At 69.1% G+C, this 18,355-nt stretch carries 18 protein-coding genes and 1 pseudogene; 15 read left to right on the top strand and 4 right to left on the bottom strand.

Features of this window, described 5'->3' with window-relative positions; translation table 11 throughout:
• Window positions 1-5: 5 nt before the first annotated feature.
• A complete protein-coding gene (locus tag TY25_RS08410; protein ID WP_042255356.1) occupies window positions 6-1,133 on the bottom strand; it encodes a TIGR03364 family FAD-dependent oxidoreductase in 1,128 nt (375 codons plus the stop codon).
• A 97-nt stretch (window positions 1,134-1,230) separates the two neighbouring features.
• Between TY25_RS08410 and TY25_RS08405 the strand changes: the two genes are divergently transcribed.
• A complete protein-coding gene (locus tag TY25_RS08405) occupies window positions 1,231-2,001 on the top strand; it encodes a GntR family transcriptional regulator (protein ID WP_226887229.1) in 771 nt (256 codons plus the stop codon).
• Window positions 2,002-2,032: 31 nt separating this feature from the next.
• Here the strand turns inward: TY25_RS08405 and TY25_RS08400 are convergent, their stop codons facing one another.
• Both TY25_RS08400 and TY25_RS08395 read right to left on the bottom strand, forming a co-directional pair.
• Window positions 2,033-3,019: a monodechloroaminopyrrolnitrin synthase PrnB family protein gene (locus TY25_RS08400; RefSeq protein ID WP_162184190.1), complete on the bottom strand. Its 987-nt coding sequence runs from the start codon at window positions 3,017-3,019 to the stop codon at window positions 2,033-2,035.
• A 351-nt stretch (window positions 3,020-3,370) separates the two neighbouring features.
• The gene (locus TY25_RS08395) at window positions 3,371-4,381 is read right to left on the bottom strand and encodes an LLM class flavin-dependent oxidoreductase (protein WP_042255354.1); all 1,011 of its coding nucleotides are present in this window, start codon (window positions 4,379-4,381) and stop codon (window positions 3,371-3,373) included.
• Window positions 4,382-4,409: 28 nt separating this feature from the next.
• On the opposite strand from TY25_RS08395, the gene TY25_RS08390 reads away from it, so the two are divergent.
• The 6 genes from TY25_RS08390 to TY25_RS08365 all read left to right on the top strand — a co-directional run bounded on the left by TY25_RS08390 (window position 4,410) and on the right by TY25_RS08365 (window position 8,685).
• Window positions 4,410-4,721, top strand: a complete 312-nt coding sequence (locus tag TY25_RS08390) for a hypothetical protein (protein WP_174484631.1) — start codon at window positions 4,410-4,412, stop codon at window positions 4,719-4,721.
• A gap of 41 nt (window positions 4,722-4,762) precedes the next feature.
• The gene (gene map / locus TY25_RS08385; RefSeq protein WP_042255352.1) at window positions 4,763-5,626 is read left to right on the top strand and encodes a type I methionyl aminopeptidase; all 864 of its coding nucleotides are present in this window, start codon (window positions 4,763-4,765) and stop codon (window positions 5,624-5,626) included.
• A gap of 118 nt (window positions 5,627-5,744) precedes the next feature.
• A complete protein-coding gene (locus TY25_RS08380; protein WP_042255422.1) occupies window positions 5,745-7,298 on the top strand; it encodes a cobyric acid synthase in 1,554 nt (517 codons plus the stop codon).
• 91 nt (window positions 7,299-7,389) lie between these two features.
• The gene (locus TY25_RS08375) at window positions 7,390-7,677 is read left to right on the top strand and encodes an AbrB/MazE/SpoVT family DNA-binding domain-containing protein (protein ID WP_200882160.1); all 288 of its coding nucleotides are present in this window, start codon (window positions 7,390-7,392) and stop codon (window positions 7,675-7,677) included.
• Complete coding sequence (locus TY25_RS08370; protein WP_042255351.1) at window positions 7,674-8,066, top strand: type II toxin-antitoxin system VapC family toxin; 393 nt, start codon at window positions 7,674-7,676, stop codon at window positions 8,064-8,066. Before TY25_RS08375 ends, TY25_RS08370 begins: the two co-directional genes overlap by 4 nt.
• Window positions 8,067-8,121: 55 nt before the next feature.
• The gene (locus TY25_RS08365) at window positions 8,122-8,685 is read left to right on the top strand and encodes a hypothetical protein (RefSeq protein ID WP_042255350.1); all 564 of its coding nucleotides are present in this window, start codon (window positions 8,122-8,124) and stop codon (window positions 8,683-8,685) included.
• Here the strand turns inward: TY25_RS08365 and TY25_RS08360 are convergent.
• Complete coding sequence (locus TY25_RS08360) at window positions 8,665-9,741, bottom strand: alpha/beta hydrolase (RefSeq protein ID WP_370466264.1); 1,077 nt, start codon at window positions 9,739-9,741, stop codon at window positions 8,665-8,667. The genes TY25_RS08365 and TY25_RS08360 overlap by 21 nt on opposite strands.
• Window positions 9,742-9,955: 214 nt before the next feature.
• On the opposite strand from TY25_RS08360, the gene mqo reads away from it, so the two are divergent.
• The 8 genes and pseudogenes from mqo to TY25_RS43615 all read left to right on the top strand — a co-directional run bounded on the left by mqo (window position 9,956) and on the right by TY25_RS43615 (window position 18,255).
• The gene (mqo, locus tag TY25_RS08355) at window positions 9,956-11,470 is read left to right on the top strand and encodes a malate dehydrogenase (quinone) (RefSeq protein ID WP_041562976.1); all 1,515 of its coding nucleotides are present in this window, start codon (window positions 9,956-9,958) and stop codon (window positions 11,468-11,470) included.
• 18 nt (window positions 11,471-11,488) lie between these two features.
• The gene (locus TY25_RS08350) at window positions 11,489-11,938 is read left to right on the top strand and encodes a GNAT family N-acetyltransferase (protein WP_029895853.1); all 450 of its coding nucleotides are present in this window, start codon (window positions 11,489-11,491) and stop codon (window positions 11,936-11,938) included.
• Window positions 11,939-12,029: 91 nt separating this feature from the next.
• A complete protein-coding gene (locus TY25_RS08345; protein ID WP_042255420.1) occupies window positions 12,030-14,069 on the top strand; it encodes a VWA domain-containing protein in 2,040 nt (679 codons plus the stop codon).
• A gap of 146 nt (window positions 14,070-14,215) precedes the next feature.
• Entirely contained in the window at window positions 14,216-14,830 is a 615-nt protein-coding gene (cobO, locus tag TY25_RS08340) for a cob(I)yrinic acid a,c-diamide adenosyltransferase (protein WP_042255349.1), read from the top strand.
• A 265-nt stretch (window positions 14,831-15,095) separates the two neighbouring features.
• A complete protein-coding gene (locus TY25_RS43945; protein ID WP_081868759.1) occupies window positions 15,096-16,931 on the top strand; it encodes a cobyrinic acid a,c-diamide synthase CobB in 1,836 nt (611 codons plus the stop codon).
• A 388-nt stretch (window positions 16,932-17,319) separates the two neighbouring features.
• On the top strand, window positions 17,320-17,694 hold the full coding sequence (locus TY25_RS08330; protein WP_042255418.1) for a cobalamin biosynthesis protein: 375 nt from the start codon (window positions 17,320-17,322) through the stop codon (window positions 17,692-17,694).
• A gap of 7 nt (window positions 17,695-17,701) precedes the next feature.
• A pseudogene (locus TY25_RS44655) lies at window positions 17,702-17,992 on the top strand (VOC family protein); the annotation flags it as partial.
• Window positions 17,993-18,063: 71 nt separating this feature from the next.
• Window positions 18,064-18,255, top strand: coding sequence for a VOC family protein (locus tag TY25_RS43615; protein ID WP_201773650.1), 192 nt, complete (start codon window positions 18,064-18,066; stop codon window positions 18,253-18,255).
• Window positions 18,256-18,355 lie beyond the last annotated feature (100 nt).

The raw sequence follows: 18,355 nt of genomic DNA, 5'->3' as shown, positions 1-18,355 counted from the left end.
TGTCCTCACAGATTCAGAAGTTCGGCGGTTTCCTCGCCGAGTGCGGGTCCGAGGGTCATGCCGCGGCCGCCCGGGCCGGTGACGACCCAGGTGTGCTTTCCGGCCGCGGCGCGGGTGACGAGCGCGCAGGGATCGGTGCTCTGGCTGTACACGCCTGCCCAGCGCCGAACCACCTGCGGCAGTGCGCGTCCGAGCAGTTTTTCGGTGACCGCGGTGAGATGTTCGTAGGGCGCCTCGTCCACGTCGAAGGCGAACGGCTCGTCGTATTCGTGGGTGTCGCCGATGGTCAGGCCGCCGTGCAAGCGCTGCACACAAAGCAACTGCATCTTGTGCTCCGCGGCGGTCGCCGATTGGGACTGCTCGCGATTCAGCGTGTCGACCGCCGCCCCCGCGAAGCCGGGGTAGTAGCGGAAGCTGTCGCCGTCGGCGATGGCGGTGGTGAGCGGCTCGCCGAGCGGCGCGGTCTGCATCATCTGCAACCGGACCCGGCGCACCGGCAGCACACCGGCCAGCTCACGGGTCAGTCCGGTGTGTGCCGCGCCGGGGCAGACCAGCACCAGGTCCGCGTCGAATCGGCGGCCCTGGTCGTCGTGCACGGTCGCACCGGCGGCGGTGTCGGTGACCGATCTGGCTTCGGTACCCGCGTGGAAGGTGTAGCGGCCGGTGGCCGCGAGGTAGGCGCGGATCGCGGGTAGCGCCTGTCGGGACTCCACCGCCGCGTCGGCCGAACAATGCAGTCCGGCAAGGAATTCGCCACGCAGCGCGGGGTTGATCGCACGTACCTCGGCGGGCTCCAGCAAGGCGAAACCGCGGGCTTCGGCCGACGGGTCCGCAACGGCTTGTTCGGCGACCGCCAGCTCGGCGGGCGTGCGCACCAGCGTGATCGATCCGGCGGGGCGGAAACCCACGCCGGGGACCTTGCCGCCGAGTTCTTCCCACAGCTGCCGGGAGCGCAGGGTCAGCTCGAGTTCGCCCGCGGCCCGGCCGGAAACCCAGACCAGGCCGAAGTTGCGGACCGTGGCGCCGCGCGCCTCGGTCTCCCGCTCGACCTGCACGACCTCGTGACCGCGGCGGACAGCGGCCAGGGCGTGCGCGGTGCCGAGGATCCCACCGCCGATGATGACCAATCGCATGCGACCATGGTGCACATTGGTCTAGACCAACGGGTGTTAGTGGCGCGAACGGCAGGTTAACAATTGGTATAGACCAATTGCGGGTACGCTGGGGACCATGGACGCGACGGAGGTGGGCAGGGTCGGTGCCGCGGCGGGCGGCGGGGGCGGGCGCGCGGAGTTCGCGCTGCCGGATCGGCTACCGAAGTCCTATCGCGTACGCACCGAGATCGAGGCGATCCTCGGAGAACTGCACGAGGGGGATCCGGTTCCGTCCGAACGGGATCTGGCCGTTCGATTCGAGGTGGCACGGGAAACGGTGCGGCAGGCGTTGCGAGACCTGCTGGTGGAGGGGCGGATTCGCAGGCAGGGCCGGGGCACGGTGGTCTCGCGCCCGAAAATGGTGCAACCGCTGTCGTTGCGCTCCTACACCGAGGGTGCGATCAGTTACGGCCGCGTCCCCGGACGGTTGCTCGTCGGCTGGGACGACGTGCCCGCCGATGCCGATGTGGCCCGTGATCTCGCTGTGCCCGTGGGCACTTCGGTCATGCACCTGGAGCGGGTGCTGCTCGCCGACGGCGAACGCATCGGGCTGGAGAGCACCTTCCTGCCGCTGCATCGGTTCGCCGATCTGCGCACCAGCTACGACCCGACCACCTCGCTGTACGCCGCGGTGCGCGCCGCCGGCGTCGCCTTCGGCCGCGCCACCGAACGCATCGAAACCGTCCTCGCCTCACCCCGCGAGGCCGCCCTGCTCGAATGCACCACGGCCCTGCCCCTGCTGCTCCTGCACCGCCGCAGCGTCGACACCGGCGGCGCGCCCATCGAACGGGTCCGCGGCCTCTACCGGGGTGACCGCATCGCCTTCGAAGCACACCTCGATGAATAGATCTGTGTAGCAGTTGATTTCGCGGGGCCGATCAGGTTCGGGCGCCTTTGCGGCGGGTGCGGGCCCAGTCCGCGCAGCGGCGGGTGAGGGCGAGGACGTGGTCGAGGACGGCGGGACTGACGCCTGCGATGCCCATGGCGTAGCGCGTGCCGTCGGTGTAGGCGGCGCGGGCGAGCAGGCCGTGTTTGGTGCGAAAAGTGACCAGTCCGTCCAGGATTCGGATGACGCCGTCCATGGCGTAGGCCGCCTTGGTCGAAGGCGGGCCGTCGGGGCGGTCGAATTCCCGGACGAGCCTGGTCACCAATGACTCAGTGTCCGTGGTGTGTTCGAACATCCGCCGCCACCGGGGGAGTCCGTAGTTCAGCAGATCGTCTTGGAAGTACGTCATGCCGACGCCCCCGTGATCGGACGACCAGACGAGCCGGTCGATCAGATACAGCGGCACGTGGACGGCGGCGGGGCCGTAGTACGAGCGGTCGGCCACGACCACATCTGCCATGAACGGCCGCAATCGTGCGGCGTAGAACTCGATCGGATCGACGGTGCGGTACAGGCCGCTCATCAACTGCGGCAGGGTCTCCAACTGGTCGGCCGCCGCGTGGCAGATCTCGCCGAAAGCCGTGTCGTCCGGGTGGAGTTCGGCCAAACCCGCCAGCTGCGGCGCGATCTCGCTGATCAGCAGGGTGCTCACGCGGACCGCATCGAGCACGACGTTTTCCTGATCCTCGCCGAGGAACATCCGCTGGCGCTTCCCTCGCGGATTCCACGCGCCATAGTGCAGCACGGTGTCCCGGGGCACCATGCCCGCCGAATGGCCCCACGCGAGCAATACGCCGGCGGCTTCGGGCACGGCATCGAGCGGCTCGACACCGTGTCTGCGCAAAGAAGACATGAGCATGCCGACATCGCGCATAGCCGCCAGCCGATCGGCGATATCCGGTAACTCGGCCTCGCGCGCCCGGGTCAGCAACTCGCGGAACGCGGTCGCGAGCTGGCGTAGATCGGCCGCCGCGTTCATTACCGGAAGATTCGCCAGCAACGCATCGGCGGAGAGCGGATCGCGGCGCGCTACCTGCCGGCACGACAATTCATCGATGTTTATCGCGTAAGGATTGTCCATCCTGTTCAGCGGCCGTGACTTCAGTCTCGAGCTCGGCATCGGTTCCTATCTCGACCCGCGAGCGATGAACCCGCCGAATCTTTGTCCATGCCGTCTCAGTAGTACGGTCCGATGTTTGGGTGCTGTAAGGCAAACAAACGTCCGGCGACCATGTCAATCATTGTTCTGGCAAACGATGGGTAAACGAAATCGCTGTGCCTTAACCAGTTTCACCGAGCCCTTGAGTCGAGGGCTCGGTGCCGGTTGCGATCAGCGAACCTGGGGCGCCACCTTCTCGCCGAGCAATTCGATGTTGTGCAGGACCTTTTCGTGCGGGAGGGTGCCGACGCTGGTGTGCAGCATGAAGCGGTCCAGGCCGAGGGTGTCGCGGATGTCGGCGATCTTTTCGGCGACGTAGTCGGCGGTGCCGACGAACAGTGAACCTTCCTTCGAGCGCAGGGCCTCGAACTGGGGACGGGTCATCGCTCCCCACCCGCGTTCGCGGCCGATCGTGCTCATCGCGAGGGCATAGGGCTCGTAGAAGTCGGCGACGGCCTGCTCGTCGCTGTCGGCGATATAGCCGTGCGCGTGCACCGCGACGGGCTGCTTGTCGTGCCCGCCTTCGGCGAGTGCGCGGTGGTAAAGGTCGACCAGCGGCTTGAACCGGGCGGGCTGGCCGCCGATGATAGCGATGGCCAACGGCAGGCCGAGCAGGCCGGCGCGGACCACCGACTCTGGGCTACCGCCGACCGCGATCCATACCGGCAGCGGCCGATTGTCGGTGCGCGGGTAGACAATTGCGTCGCGCAGCGGTGCCCGGAACTTGCCGTTCCAGTTCACCGGACCGTCCTCGCGCAGGTGCAGCAGCAGCGCCAGTTTCTCCTCGAAGAGTTCGTCGTAGTCGCTCAGGTCGTAGCCGAACAACGGAAAACTCTCCGTGAAGGACCCGCGTCCGGCCATCAGCTCGGCGCGACCGTTGGACAGTCCGTCCAGGGTCGCGAAATCCTGATACACCCGGACCGGGTCGTCAGAACTCAGCACCGTCACCGCGCTGGTCAACTGGATCTTCTCGGTGCGCGCCGCGATCGCCGCCAGCACGACCGCGGGTGCGGAAGCGGCGAAATCCTTGCGATGGTGTTCCCCGACGCCGTACACCTCGAGCCCGGCCCGCTCGGTCGCCACGGCCTCGTCCACCACCTGGCGCAGCCGCTCGGCCGCACTCGGCGCGGGCCGATCGCCGACGGGGTACAGCTCCGCAAACGTCGTGAGTCCCAATTCCACGGTGGACCCTCTTTCCTAGGTAGTGTCGATGCCAACTACCACCCTAAACGGACCACGGTCCGCAGGTATTCCACGGCGGCTCCGCGTTCCCGTCCGCGTCCGCACCTCGGCCCTGACCGGGCTGCCCACCAGCATGCTGCGGCCCTCGCTCGACGCGGCGGGCCTGGAGCTCGATCGTCACACCGGCGATGCCGACGTCGGCACGTTGCTCGCGCAGGCGGACGGAGCCGAGGCTTGGCGCGATCTCTACAGCGGCGGTCATTCTGTCAGCGGCGTGCACGCGGTGTGCTCGGTCGCCGAAGTCGTCGAACGGACCGCGCGGGAGTTCCACGACCAGTAGGGCCGTCGGCGCGGCCGCCGCGCGCCGACTACCCTGTTCACATGTCTGTCCGCACTCGTAAGCCGCTGACCCCCGGGACCCTCTCGCCCACCCGCGAGGTCCCGCGCACGATCGAGCGCCCCGAATACGCGTGGAAGAAGACCGTCAACGAGGGTCGCGAGCCCTGGGTGCAGACCGCGGAGACGATCGAGAAGATGCGGATCGCGAGCAAGATCGCGGCGCAGGCCCTGGCAGAGGCGGGCAAGGCCGTCGCGCCCGGCGTCACCACCGACGAACTGGACCGGATCGCGCACGAGTACATGTGCGACCACGGCGCCTACCCGTCGACCCTGGGCTACAAGGGCTTTCCGAAGTCGTGCTGCACCTCGCTGAACGAGGTGATCTGCCACGGCATTCCGGACTCCACCGTGATCGAGGACGGCGACATCGTCAATATCGACGTCACCGCCTACATCCACGGCGTGCACGGCGACACCAACAAGACCTACCTGGCCGGCGAGGTGGACGAGGAGGTGCGTCTGCTCGTCGAGCGGACCGAGGAAGCCACGCTGCGGGCCATCAAGGCGGTGCGGCCGGGGCGGGCGCTGAACGTCATCGGCCGGGTGATCGAGTCCTACGCGAACCGCTTCGGCTACGGCGTGGTGCGCGACTTCACCGGGCACGGCGTCGGCCCCACCTTCCACAGCGGACTGGTGATCCTGCACTACGACCAGCCCGCCATCGAGTCGATCATCGAGCCGGGCATGACGTTCACCATCGAGCCGATGATCAACCTCGGCGGGATCGACTACGAGATCTGGAACGACGGCTGGACCGTGGTCACCAAGGACCGCAAATGGACGGCCCAGTTCGAACACACCCTGGTAGTCACCGAAACCGGCGCGGAAATCCTGACCTTGCCGTGAGCGGACGGCTCGGTCCGAAGCTCGCGCCTTTGGGTAGTCACCGAAACCGGCGCGGAAATCCTGACCTTGCCGTGAGCGGACGGCTCGGTCCGTGGGGCCGCGGAAATCGGCCGTCGCGGTGAAAGGTGCGCTGCTCGTCGCGGGTACGACCTCGGACGCGGGCAAGAGCGTCGTGGTGGCCGGGATCTGCCGGATGCTGGCGCGGCGCGGCGTGCGGGTCGCGCCGTTCAAGGCGCAGAACATGTCGAACAACTCGGTGGTCACCCTCGACGGCGGGGAGATCGGCCGGGCGCAGGCGTTGCAGGCCCGGGCCTGCGGCCTGGAGCCGAGCGTGCGGTTCAATCCGGTGCTGTTGAAGCCGGGCAGTGACCGGCGCTCACAACTGGTGGTGCGGGGCAAGGCGGTCGGCACCGTCGGTGCGCGCGACTACTTCCGGCATCGCCAGGAACTGCGCGCCGTGGTCGCGACCGAATTCGCCGCCCTGCGTGCCGAATTCGATGTGGTGATCGCTGAGGGCGCCGGATCGCCCGCCGAAATCAACCTCCGGGCAACGGATCTCGCGAACATGGGACTCGCGCAGGCCGCGTCGCTCCCGGTGCTGCTGGTCGGCGATATCGACCGCGGCGGCGTGCTCGCGCACTTGTTCGGCACCGTCGCGATCCTGGAACCCGAAGACCAGCAATTGATCTCGGGTTTCGTGGTGAACAAGTTCCGTGGCGATGTCGAGCTGCTGCGCCCCGGCCTGGACCGGCTGTCCGAACTCACCGGCCGCCCCACCCTCGGGGTGCTGCCGTTCGCCGAGGACCTGTGGATCGACGCCGAGGATTCGCTGAGCACCGTGGCGGACGCGCCGGTCGGCCGTCCGCGCCCACCCGTCGGCACCGAATGGCTGACGGTCGCCGCCATCCGGTTGCCGCGTATCTCCAACTCCACCGACGTCGAGGCGTTGGCCTGTGAGCCGGGGGTTTCCGTGCGCTGGGTGAGCGAACCCTCCCGGCTCGGGGAGGCCGACCTGGTGGTGCTGCCGGGCAGCAAGGCGACCGTGTCGGATCTGGAATGGTTGCGGCGCAACGGACTTGCCGATGTGCTCGAAGCCCGCGCCCGCGCCGGACGGCCGATCCTCGGTATCTGTGGCGGCTACCAGATGCTGGGCACCCGGATCGTGGACCCGGTCGAGTCGGGCGTGGGGGAGGTCGCGGGGCTCGGCCTGTTCGATCTGGAGATCTCCTTCGCCGATCCGAAGGTGTTGCGGCGCAGTAGCGGACACGGCTACGCGGCTGAGGTCGCGGGAATTCCGCTGCACGGCTACGAGATCCATCACGGACGGGTGGTGCGCAGCGGTGATCCGGCGTGGTTGCGGCTCGACGGCGAGCCGGAAGGTTCGGTCCGCGCGGCGCTCTGGGGCACGCACCTGCACGGGCTGCTCGAATCGGACGAGTTCCGCCGGGCCTGGCTGCGTTCGGTGGCCACCGCCGCGGGCCGGACGGGTTTCGTTGCCGCCGAAGACACTTCGGTCGACGCCGTCCGCGCGAGCCAGCTGGATCTGCTGGCCGACCTGATCGAACAGCACCTGGATATCGCCCAGCTGGAACGGCTCGTCGCCGCGGGCGCGCCGGCCGGATTGCCGATCTTGCGCACGCGCGCGAGCACCGACGTCGACCGGAACTGTTGACGCGGCGAACCCCGCCCCTTACCTTTCAGTAAGGAATTCGACCCCGGGTAAGGCACGGGTCCTCGGCACGGAAGTTTGGTCGGTGAGCGAAATGGCAGCAGACAAGAGACCCGGCGGCAGGTCGGGCAATGTGGTGTCCGCGACCGTGACCAGCAAGGGGCAGATCACCATCCCGATCGACGTCCGGGTCGCGATGGGGCTGCGGGCGGGGGTCCGGGTCGCTTTCGTGCCGACCGCGAACGGCACCTACGAACTGGTGCCCGAAACCCGGACCATCAAGTCGCTCAAGGGAATCGTCGGCTGGTCCGGCTCGCCGATCGGGCTCGTGCAGATGAACGAGGCCATCACGGGCAACATCGTGGAAGGCAAGCAGAAATGATCGGTCTGGACGCCAACGTGCTGATCCGTTACCTCACCCAGGACGACCCGGAGCAGTCCGCGCGGGCCAACCAGGTGATCGACGGGCTCAGCGAGAGCCGGCCCGGCTACGTGACGATGATCGTGCTCGCCGAGATCCACTGGGTGCTGCGCCGCGGCTACAAGCAGGATCCCGAGGCGGTCACCGACGTGCTGCTCGGCCTGCTGGACTCCACCGAGATCGTCATCGAGCGGGCCGACACCGTGCGCCAGGCGCTGCGCCGGGCCGCCGACGGCGCGGACTTCGCCGACGCGCTCATCCAGCAGCTGGGCCAGGAGGCGGGCTGCGATCTCACCGTCACGTTCGACCACAACGCGGGCGAGCAGGCCGGAATGCGATTACTGGCCTGAGCCCGACCGAGGAAGACCGGACTTCGTTCAGCTGAGCCGTGTAGCGTGATTCGGCATGAAATCTCGGCAGATCACGGTCGGTGACCGGGCATGGACCGTGCGGGTCGACGGGCCGGAATCCCGGCACAGCGTGTTGCTGCTGCCCGATCTCGGTGACCCGGTGGACGTCTACGACCAGGTGTGTGCCCGATTGCACAACTCCGATCTGCGCACCGTGGTGCCGGAGACGATCGAGGGGCTCGACGCGGCGGGCGTCACCGCGATCCTGGACGAGATTGGGGTGCCCTGGGCGAACGTCGCCGCCCGCGGTGCGGGCGCGGACCTGGCCTGGCGGACCTGTGCGGCCGGATTCGGCCGGTTCATCAGCCTCGTGGTGGCCGATCGCGGGCATCCCGCGGCCCCGGGCGCGGACGGCACCGTTTCCGACGCCACCGTGCGACCGGTGGAACTGCCGACCACGGTGCTGGTGACCAAGAACCTGCCCCGGTCGGTCGCCGACGCCTCCGGCCGCTTCGTCTACGGCGAATTCCGGGTGGTCGACGTCGACGTCAGCAACGTGGCGACCGAGGCCGACCACGAGCTGGCCACCGAGATCGTGCTACGCACCAGCACCTGGTGAGCCGTTGGCGGCGGGTGCCTGGGCCAGGTACCCGGCCAGCCAATCCAGCCAGCTGTCGAGTTCGGCGAACGCGTGTGCGCGCGGCTCGGCCGCGGACAGGAACACGTCGTGGCGTGCACCGTCGATCGGCACGATGTTGGTGCGGTCGCCGAGGCAGCCGGACCAGCGCTGAATCTGCTTGACGTCGAGCACCGCGTCGGCCACGTCGACGGCGGGACCGTACTTGCGGGCGAACTTCGTCATCCGGGAGCGCAGGATCAGCGACGGCACACCGATGTCGAGACCGCCGTGCAATTCGGCGTGGCCGTTGCGGATCGCGCGCAGCCAGCCGAACCGGATGGGGAAGCCCTGCAACGGTTTCCAGTCCAGGTTGTAGTCCCACTCGCCCGCGACGCTGTGATGCAGGCTGTCGCCGTAGCTGCTGGCCTTGCTCGCGGGCAGCTCGAGCATCTTCCGAAAACGCCCGACCGCCTTGATGATCGGCGTGCCGACGGTCCGGTAGTAGGACGGCCCGTGCAGATCGAACCAGGGGCTGTTGAGCACCAGACCCGTGATGCCCGCCTGCGCTGTGCCCTGGGTCTTGTTGAGCCGGTTGAGCCACAGCGCCAGGATCAGTCCGCCGGTCGAATGCGCGTTGAGCACCACCGGCGCGCCGGTCTCCGCGCGCACGATGCGTAAGGCCTCGTTCAACTCCTCGTCATACAGTGCGAGATCGGTCACATAGTGCGGTGTCTGGCCGTCCCGCAGCGAGCGTCCGCACTTGCGCAGGTCCAGTGCGTAGAACTGGTAGCCGCGCGCCGCGAAATGCTCGGCGATGTGCTCCTGGAAGAAGTAGTCGGTGAACCCGTGCACGTACAGCACCGCGCCCGCGGTGGCCGCGATCTCGCCGCCCGGGGCGTATCGGACCAGCGTGGCCACGACCTCACCCTCACCGTCGGGATCGGCGCCGAAAGACAGCGTGCGCTGCTGGTAGTTCGCGCCGAGGACATCGGCTTTCCACTGCCCGTCGGCCTGCGTGCGCGTCTCGGGAACGGCAAGTGAAGTTTCCTTTGTCACACACACAATCTATGTCACATTCGGCGGGTTCGGCGCGGGGGATCGGCGTGGTGAGGTGCACAATTGGAGCTAGGTGAACGGCGGGTAACCTAACCCCCGCCATGGTTTCCGAACCGAGGCATCACACGTAAGTACCGTGCCCAGGCAGGTCCACCCGCCCGGTGGGCCCGCGCAGAAGGACAAGGAAGTCGATCTACCCGTGCCGAACGCTGCGATGACTGAAAAGACCGATGTAGTACTCATCGGTGCCGGCATCATGAGTGCCACCCTCGGCGCGCTGCTGCGGCAGCTGCAGCCCGACTGGTCGATCTCCCTGTTCGAGCGGCTCGACGCCGCGTCGGCGGAGAGCAGCGACCCGTGGAACAACGCGGGCACCGGACACTCGGCGCTATGCGAGCTGAACTACAGCCCGCAGAACGCCGACGGCTCGGTGGACATCACCAAGGCTGTCGACATCAACGAGCGATTCCAGGTGTCGCGCCAGTTCTGGTCCTACGCGGTCGAGAACGGCATCCTCGGCGAGCCCTCGACGTTCATCAACCCGATCCCGCACGTGAGCTTCGTGCACGGCGCGGACAACGTCGATTACCTGCGCAAGCGCTACGACGCACTGTCGCGGCACCCGCTGTTCGAAGGCATGGAGTACATCGACAGCCCCGACGAGTTCGCCCGCCGGCTGCCGCTGATGGCGCGCGGGCGCGACTTCTCCGATCCGGTCGCGCTGAACTGGACCGAGGGCGGCACCGATATCGACTTCGGTTCGCTCACCCAGGAACTGCTCGCCTACCTCGGCCGCACCGGCGCGGATCTGGCGTTCGGGCACGAGGTGCGCGACCTGGCCAAGCAGTCCGACGGGTCCTGGCTGGTCAAGGTGCGCAACCTGCGCACCCGCGAAACCCGCACGCTCAACAGCAAATTCGTGTTCGTCGGCGCGGGCGGCGGCGCGCTGCCGCTGCTGCAGAAGTCCGGCATCAAGGAGATCGACGGCTTCGGCGGTTTCCCGGTGAGCGGTCAGTTCTTCCGCTGCACCAACCCGGACCTGATCCGGCAGCACGAGGCCAAGGTGTACGGCAAGGCCGCGGTCGGCGCGCCGCCGATGTCGGTGCCGCACTTGGACACTCGCGTCATCAAGGGCACGCCGGGCCTGCTGTTCGGCCCCTACGCCGGCTGGACGCCGAAGTTCCTCAAGGAGGGCAAGCTCACCGACCTGTTCAAGTCGGTGAAGCCGAACAACCTGTTCTCGCTGCTCGGCGTGGGCGTCACCGAGCTGGGGCTGACCAAGTATCTGGTCAGTGAGCTGCTCAAGTCCGAAGCGGGCAAGGTGGACACGCTCAAGGAGTTCATCCCGCGCGCCGTCGGCCGCGACTGGGAGCTGATCACCGCGGGCCAGCGCGTCCAGGTGATCCGGCGCAAGGGCGCGGGCGGTGTGCTCGAATTCGGCACCGCCGTGGTCGCCGCCGCGGACGGGTCCATCGCCGGCCTGCTCGGCGCGTCGCCGGGTGCGTCGACGGGTGTCACCGCGATGCTCGACGTGATGCAGCGCTGCTTCCCCGCGGAGTACGCGGGCTGGACGCCGCGACTGAAGGAAATGATTCCGTCGTTGGGCGCCAAGCTCTCCGAGGACCAGGCGTTGTTCCGCGAAGTGTGGGACTGGACGTCCAAGACGCTGAACCTCACGGGTGATTCGGGTAACACGCCGAAGCACGCGGGGGTCGCGGCAAACGTCTAGTTGTGATAGCAACAGGCGATGATGTCAACGGTTGCTCTCAAACGGTCCTGGGCGTTGGATCTCGACACCGCCATCCTCTATCAGCTGTTGAAACTCCGGGTAGAAGTCTTCGTCGTCGAACAGAAGTGCGCGTACCCGGAGTTGGACGGCCTCGACCTGCTGCCGGAGACCAGGCACTTCTGGCTCGATGACGAGGGTGAGGTCATCGCGACCCTGCGGTTGCTGGAGGAACACGTCGACGGTGTGAAGACGTTCCGGATCGGCCGCCTCTGCACCGCGGTCCCGGCGCGGGGCCACGGCTACACCACCCGGCTGTTGCAGGCGGCGCTGGCCGAGGTCGGCTCGGCGACAGTGCGCTTGAGCGCGCAGACCTACCTGGTCGACATGTACGCCAAGCACGGATTCAAGCCCGACGGCGAGGAATTCGAAGAGGACGGCATCCCGCACCTGCCGATGCGCAAGGGCTAGAACCCGTCGAGGGGTCGCGGCGTGGGGCAGCGTCGGCGGCGCGGGGTGGCGCGCCTAGAGTTGGGGCGTGTCGTTGTCCCATGCCGAAAGACTGTCGTCGCCCGGGTCGCTGACCGGGTCGTCCGCGCGCTCGGCCGCCGACGGGGAGGCCGGGTTCCCGTTCTCCGCCGTGGTCGGTCAAGAGCGGTTACAGCTCGCGTTGATCCTGTGTGCGGTGCACCCCGGTATCGGCGGTGTGCTGGTGCGCGGCGAGAAGGGCACCGCGAAATCGACCGTCGTGCGGGCGCTCGCGCAGTTGCTGCCGCCGGTGGTGGACGAGACCGGTGCCCGGCCCGCGCGGCTGGTGGAGCTGCCGGTCGGCGCCACCGAGGACCGCGTGGTGGGCTCGCTGGATCTGGAGCGGGTACTGCGCGACGGCGAACAGGCGTTCCGCCCCGGCCTGCTGGCGGCCGCGCACCACGGCGTGCTCTACGTGGACGAGGTCAACCTGCTGCACGACCACCTGGTCGACGTGCTGCTCGACGCCGCGGCCATGGGCCGGGTGCACATCGAGCGCGACGGCGTCTCGCATTCGCATCCGGCCCGATTCGTGCTCGTCGGCACCATGAACCCGGAAGAGGGCGAGCTGCGGCCGCAGCTGCTCGACCGGTTCGGGCTCACCGTCGACGTGGCCGCCTCGCGGAATGTGGACGTGCGGATGGCGGTGGTGCGCCGGCGGCTGGATTACGAAGCCGACCCGGCCGGCTTCGCCGCGAGCTACGCCGCCGCGGATCGTGCCGTCGCCGAACGCATCCTGGGCGCGCGCGATCGGGTGGCGAGTGTGCGCCTCGATGACACCGAGCTGCGCCGGATCGCCGCGCTGTGCGCCGCTTTCGACGTCGACGGCATGCGCGCCGACCTGGTGGTGGCGCGCACCGCGACCGCGCACGCCGCATGGCGCGGGGCCGACGTCGTGACCGAAGAAGACGTGCGGGTCGCCGCGGAACTCGCACTGCCGCACCGGCGCCGGCGCGACCCGTTCGACGAGCCGGGAATCAGCGAAGAGCAGCTCGACGACGCGATGCGCGATGCCGCCGACGAGGTGGCGCGCGAAGACGCGGAACAATCGGCCACCGACGACGGAACGTCCAGCGCCGGCGACGAGTCCGGTGACGCTCGTCCGGAGGCCGGTGATCCGCCCCGCGACGAATCCGGCACAGAAACCACGGCGAGCGATGAGACGACGGGGCCGGACCCCGACGATGATCCCGATTCGCCGCCGGACGGTCCCGGTGGTGGGCGGCCGGCCCGCGAAGGGCGCACCGGCGCACCGGTTTCCGCCGCGGCGCCGCCGCCGCGCTTCGAGGTGCCCGGCATCGGTGAAGGCGCGCCCGGCCGCCGCTCGCGCGCGGAATCCCGGCATGGCCGGGTCGTGCGGCCCACCTCGGACACCGGCACCGGTCTGCACTTGCTCGGCACCGTCTTCGCCGCCGCGCCGCATCAGCACGCGCGCGGGCGCGGCGACGGGCCGCTGAAACTGGTCGCCGAGGATCTGCGGGGCGCGTATCGCGAAGGGCGCGAAGGGAATCTGGTCGTCTTCGTGGTCGACGCGTCCGGGTCGATGGCGGCCCGGGACCGGTTGTCCGCCGTTACCGGCGCGGTCGTCACGTTGCTCCGGGACGCGTACCAGCGGCGCGACAAGGTCGCCGTGATCACCGTGCGTGGCCAGGACGCCGAACTGGTGCTGCCGCCGACCTCGTCGGTCGATATCGCGGTCCGGCGGCTGTCCGGGATGCGCACCGGCGGCAAGACGCCGCTGGCCGCGGGCTTGCTCAAAGCGCGCGAGATCGTTCAGCGTGAACGCGTCCGCGACCCGCGTCGCCGCCCGATGCTGGTGCTGCTCACCGACGGTCGCGCCACCGGCGGGGTCGACCCGGTGCCGCGCGCCCGGACCGCGGCCGCGCTGCTCGCGCAGGACGGCGTCACCTCGATCGTCGTCGACTGCGAGCGCGGCATGATCCGGCTCGGGCTCGCCGCGGAACTCGCCCGCGAACTGCGCGGCGGATACCTGAGATTGGCTGAGCTGACCGGGGATTCGGTCGCCGACATCGTGCGTGCCGGGTCCGGGCGGGCGGGGGCGCGTGCCGCTTGAGCGGCGATGCGGACGTGTCTGCCGCAACGAGACGGAGTGGTTCGGGCCGCGACCGCGTCGCGGGTGTCCCGGTCCCTGGCCGGGACGCCGGGTACCTGTGCTGAACCGGCGGCTCGGCGACGAGCCGTGACTGACAAGGAGATTCGATGCCCAAAGGTGTTCCCGAGACCGTGCCCGAAGACGGGCTCACCACACGGCAGCGGCGCAATCAGCCGGTGCTGGCGGTGCACACCGGGCCGGGCAAGGGTAAGTCGACCGCGGCGTTCGGCATGGCCCTGCGCGCCTGGAACCAGGGTTTCGACGTCGCCGTGTTCCAGTTCGTGAAGAGCGCCAAATGGAAAGTGGGGGAGGAGGCCGCTTTTCGCACCCTCGGCACCCTGCACGAGCAGACCGGCGCCGGCGGTCCCGTCGAATGGCACAAGATGGGCGAAGGCTGGTCCTGGACCCGCAAGCAGGGCACCGACGAAGACCACGCCGCCGCCGCGCTGGCCGGCTGGCAGGAGATCTCCCGTCGACTGCAAGCCGAACAGCACCGCTTCTATGTGCTCGACGAATTCACCTACCCGCTCAAATGGGGCTGGGTCGACATCGACGAGGTCGTCGACACCCTGCGCACCCGCCCAGGGAACCAGCACGTCGTCATCACCGGCCGCGACGCGCCCAGCGCCCTGCTCGACGCCGCCGACCTGGTCACCGAGATGACCAAGGTCAAGCACCCCATGGACGCGGGCCGCAAAGGTCAGCGCGGTATCGAATGGTGAGTTCGTCGAGGGGGAACTGGTGGCGGCGAAACCCGAGTGGGTGCCGCCGTCAGTTCCCCCTCGGTGAGCGGGCGGCGGGTGGGGGCGCCGCCGGAGCGGGGGCGCTCGTGGTGTCGGTGTCTGTGCGCGGGATACGTTGTGCGCGAAGGGGTTCCGTTTCGGACACTGAAGGTCTGCGGGTCTTCGGCGCTGCGGGTGCCGGGTGCGAAGATCCGGGGAGTCGACTCGGGGCACCTGCGGTCGCCGGCTCGGGGTGGGGGCGCTGATGGCGGGCGTGCCTGCGGTGGTGATCGCCGCTCCTGCCTCGGGGAGCGGGAAGACGACGGTCGCGACGGGGTTGATCGGTGCGCTGGGGCGGGCCGGGCATCGGGTCGCGCCGTTCAAGGTGGGGCCCGATTACATCGATCCCGGATACCACGGGTTGGCGGCGGGACGGCCGGGCCGCAATCTCGATCCGGTGCTGGTCGGCCCGGAACGCGTGGTGCCGCTGTATCGGCACGGCTCACTCGGCTGTGACCTCGCGGTGGTCGAGGGGGTGATGGGGCTGTTCGACGGCCGTATCGATGAACACCATGCGGGTCCGGTCGCCGAAGGATCCACTGCGCAGGTCGCCGGATTGCTCGGTGCGCCGGTGATATTGGTGGTCGACGCGCGTGGGCACAGTCAAAGCCTGGCCGCCCTGCTGCACGGCTTCGCGACCTTCGACAGCGGAATCCGGCTCGGCGGCGTGATTTTGAACCGCGTCGGCAGCGAACGCCACGACCAGGTGCTGCGCGCCGCCTGCGATCGCGTCGGCCTCCCGGTCCTCGGCTCGTTGCCGCGCATGGCCGAATTAGAAGTGCCCTCAAGGCATCTCGGCCTGATCCCCGCCGTCGAACACGGCTCCGCCGCCACCGCCGCCGTCGCCGCCATGACCGATCTCGTCGCCGCCCACCTAGACCTGCGCGCCATAGCGGCACTGGCCCGCTCGAGCGTCGCGGGCGCGGCGTGGGATCCCGAGACAGTCGTAGCGGAGGCACGCGGCGGTTTCGCCGTCGCCGGTGCGGACGGGCGGTCTGTCCACGCCGGTGCGGTTCATGATGTCGGCGGCGACGGAGTTCGCCAGAGGGACGAGGCCCCCAGCGGTCGGGGTGAAGGCGTGGCTGCGTCCGAAGGTGATGGTGTGGGGGGCGACAGTGTTCGCGAGGGGGACGAGGCCGTCGGCGGTCGGGGTGAAGGCGTGGCTGCGCCCGGTGGTGATGGTGTCAGGGACAACGGGGCCCGATCAGGCGGCGTGGTTGCCTGCGGGGGCGGGGTCGGAAGTCGCGGAGTAGGAGACGGCGGTGGGTGTGGGGGAGACGGTGCCGTTCGAAGGGGAAGTGAAGGCGGGCGCGGTGGTGGTCGTGCAGGAGGCGCAGGAGGTGTCGGGGGCGACGGTGATCATTGGGGCGGTGGCGGTTCGGTGCATGGGGGAGGTGGTTTTCGTACAGGGGTGGGGCCGGTGATTGCGATGGCGGGGGGTCCGGCGTTCACGTTCGGGTATGCGGAGCATCGTGAGTTGTTGAGTGCGGCGGGGGCGCGGGTGCGGGTGTTCGATCCGTTGCGGGACGAATTGCCCAGCGGGACGGCCGGGTTGGTGCTGCCCGGCGGGTTTCCCGAGGAGCATGCGGCCGAGCTGGCCGCGAACACGAGTCTGCTCGCGGCGGTGCGGTCGCTTGCGGCGCGAGGTCTGCCGGTGCATGCGGAATGCGCGGGCCTGCTGTACCTCACGCGCACCCTGGACGGCCATCCGATGGCGGGCGTGGTCGACGCCGACGCCGAATTCGGACCACGCCTGACCCTCGGCTACCGCGACGCCGTGGCACTGGCCGACTCCGCACTGTGGCGGGCAGGCGAACGAGTACGCGGCCACGAATTCCACCGCACCCGCCTGACCACGTCGAATACCGCCGCCCCCGCATGGGGTTGGCGCGGCAGCGACGGAACGCGCGCCATGGAAGGCGCCCTCGTCCACCGCGTCCACGCCTCCTACCTGCACACCCACCCCGCCGGAAACCCCGAGGCGACAAACCGTTTCGTCGCGGCCGCAACCGAATTCGCGAGTTCTCGTGTCGGTCGCTGACATCGGGTGCGCACTTCCGCGGTCACGGTGTGGGCCGCCGTCCGTGCTCGGCGGGGAGCGGCAGTGACGGCGTCTGCGTCATGGACGGCGCTCTCGTCTGCCACGTCGACGTCTCCTCTGCGCACCTGTCGCGATGGAAGCCCCTCAGCGGAAACCTGTTTCGTCAGGGTCGCAGCGGAGTTCGCGAGTTCTTGTGTCGGTCGCTGGGCCGAGTGCGTTCGTCCGCGGTCGCAGCAGTGCGGGCCGCCTGTACGTGCTCGGCGGGGAGCGGCCGGGATGGATGTACGCGCCGTGACGCGGAGTGTGGTCGTCTGCGGTCACGGTCACGGTCACGGTGTCGGTCGCGGGCTCGGGCTTGGTGGGGCGCAGGCCGGAAAGCGCGCGGCGGATGGGTGAGGTTGTCGTCGGGCTCGGGGTGCGGCCGGGGACCACTGCTGAGCGCATCGTGCGGGTGGTGCGGGAGGTGGTGGGGGAGCGCGCGATCGAGTGTTTGGCGACGATCGATCGGCGGGCGGTGGAGGCCGGGATACAAGGGGCGGCGGTGGAGTTGGCGGTTCGTGTGCAGGCATTCAGTGCTACGGAACTTGCCGAAGTGACTGTGCCGAAGCCGGATTCGCGAACCGCCGCGGCAGTCGGCACCCCGAGCGTCGCCGAAGCAGCAGCCCTCCTCGCCTCGGCGGGCGGCCCTCTCGTAGTCCCGAGGTGCGTAGTAGACGGTGTAGTCATCGCAATCGCCGAGTGCGTTCGAGATCCAGGGTTCTAGCCGGGCAATGCGGTGTCCCGTGCCTCGAGCCTGGAGGCGGCCCCCGCTGCGCACTTCTTCTGGTTCCCGCACTGGTTCTGCGTTCGCGCACTCGCTGTGGCGTGGCACAGGGGGTGCGGGAGGACGGAAAGGGTGCGTGAAGTCGGAAGGGTTGCGGCACGATGGCGGGGTGGATGTGCGAGGGATCGATAATGTGCTGGTTCCGGTGGGGGATCTGGCTGCGGCGGTCGAGTTCTACGGCAGCAGGCTAGGGCTTTCGGTGCGGTTCACGGTGCCGGAGCGCGGGATCGCCCTGTTCGGCGTCGCGGCGCAGACGCCCGGCATCATGGCGCAGTTGGACCCGGCCGCGGGGCGGGGACCGCCCCGGCCATGCGGGTGTGGTTGGAGGTGCCGGACGCGCGCGCCGCGGCGGCGGAACTCGAAGGGCACGGTGTCGACATGCGCACCGCGCCCTTCGAAGTCGCGACCGGCTGGAGTGTGGAACTGACCGATCCCTGGGGCAACGTGATCGGTTTGACCGACTACCTCAAACGCCCCGACCTGGCCCGCCCGACCCCCTGACCCCACCGCACCTCCCGCGCCGCGGGGTCGTGCCTGCCGCGCTCGCCGTGCTGGTCGTGCCTGCCGCGCTGGGCGTGCCGTGGCCGCCGGGTACCACCCG

It is taken from the genome of Nocardia brasiliensis NBRC 14402 (assembly GCF_000308475.2).
Classification (GTDB): Bacteria; Actinomycetota; Actinomycetes; order Mycobacteriales; family Mycobacteriaceae; genus Nocardia; species Nocardia brasiliensis.
Note: the sequence above shows the minus strand (reverse complement) of the source record. Positions and strands in the feature narration are given on the sequence as shown.